This is a genomic window from Vibrio neptunius, from assembly GCF_000967495.1.
Lineage (GTDB): Bacteria > Pseudomonadota > Gammaproteobacteria > Enterobacterales > Vibrionaceae > Vibrio > Vibrio neptunius.
On record NZ_JXXU01000138.1, the window covers coordinates 1 to 1,717 of the forward strand.

2 protein-coding genes are annotated in these 1,717 nt (G+C 37.1%); both read left to right on the plus strand.

Translation table 11 applies throughout. From position 1 onward, the window contains the following. Window positions 1-440 precede the first annotated feature (440 nt). Window positions 441-719 (plus strand): hypothetical protein, encoded by a 279-nt coding sequence (locus TW84_RS23400; protein WP_045978009.1) that lies wholly within the window; start codon window positions 441-443, stop codon window positions 717-719. A gap of 399 nt (window positions 720-1,118) precedes the next feature. Further along, window positions 1,119-1,637 carry an SEL1-like repeat protein gene (locus tag TW84_RS23405; protein WP_045978010.1) on the plus strand — a complete coding sequence of 173 codons (519 nt, stop codon included), beginning with the start codon at window positions 1,119-1,121 and terminating at the stop codon, window positions 1,635-1,637. Window positions 1,638-1,717 lie beyond the last annotated feature (80 nt).

The window sequence follows — 1,717 nt, forward strand, 5'->3', positions numbered from 1 at the left end:
CAATGTGTCTCCTTGTCGAACAATAAGAAGTTAGCAATCATTCAAACAAGAGTTTGTAGTCAGTCCCTCGAAAAGGGAGAAATCATACTTATTTAGTCCTTTTGGTGTGTGTCCAGTCCTTTTGGTGTGTGTCCTGAATTTGCTTGAATTTGTGCTGAATTTGTTTGTTTCTTTAATTTGTTTACTTAATTTTTATCTATTTGCTCTGCATCAAGCCAATAAAAATGAGATCTTTTAGTGTCCATGGTGCTTGATTACAATCGAGTCAGAAAGCAGATTACCCCTGCGTATCAAACCTGCTTAACTTTTGGCAGAAAAATGCCGCTTAATAAGATATCCCGTTTGGCCGAATCAGGTCACTAGTAAAGATATTGCAGTGTTAGCACTGTCAGATATTGAACAATACAGAATGAAAACACTCTGAAAAGCAAGGAAAAGTTATGACAAAAAGTACAAGCGAAGATTTATTGCCTGATGATAGATTTGAGCGCTTAGATATTACCTATGAACAAACGCCTATGTATCGTCGTCGTTGGTTTATTTGTATATCGATGCTGTTTTTTATCCCGTTGACATTATTCTTAGTCTTGAGTGGGGATGTCTATTTGAAGCGCAAAGGGGTCGTTTATAGGATGCTGCCTACGCAGAAAAAATTTATTGTAGTTGCTTGTTCTGGATTAATCCTTGTTGGCTTATTCAGGGTAATGATACCTGGATAGTAACTATATTAATAATTTATTTTTACATTCAGCATACTCCGCAACAAAAATAAGAACTGTCAGTCACTGAAGTTTTTTGGAAAGTGGCGCACTGTATTCCAATAGGTGCGCTTAACTTCACATAATAAAGATGTCATTACTTTTAAAATAGTTTCACTACTTGAGACAATCGATAAGATACGAATCTAGAAGCGTACTTAGCTCAGAATTGTTCATCACCTCTACAAGCTTCATTTACCCTTGGCACCTCCTTACTCGAAATTTTTCACTTTAAGCCGACATCCAAGACTTACATAATGAAAACAATAATGTATATTATAAAAATCATTCAAATTAGACAGTGAGAATGCCGCCTCAAACAAATCTGTTTTTGGTGTGTGTTTTTGGTGTGTGTCCTGTGTGTTTTTGGTGTTTTTGGTGTGTGTCCTGAATTACGTCGCTGAAATACGACTCACCTATTCATCGGATAAATATAAAGTAGTTGATTATAACTATGCTTTTCTAAAATATTATTACGCAATGAAAGCAGGCTCAGAAGTTGCGCCAGAGCGATTAGGCTATATGTATCAATATGGGTTGGGGTTGGGGATGGATAAAGATATCGAACAAGCCAAATCGTTATACTCTATGGGAGCCCTGTACAATGATCCATATGCTCAGTTTTATTATGCTGAATTATATCTTGATGAAAAATATGGGATGATGGATTTATTGCACGCTTTCAAGTGGTCTTACTGGGCTAATAAAAACAACCATCCAGGCGCTGAAAAGCAGTTTAAAGCAATCTCTGACAAACTAACGGAATCACAAATAAAAAGAGGCTTACGTGCCGCTCAGCAATGTAAAGTAAAACCAGTGAAAAGTTTTGGCTTTCAAATCGGGTATAGACTGGGAGATACGGGCAAAATATATCGATAGGGTATCTCGCTCAATAAGGCATTAAAAAAAGATAAGCCATTTCATCGCATTGGGCAGTCCCCAGGGCGGGAGCATACTTT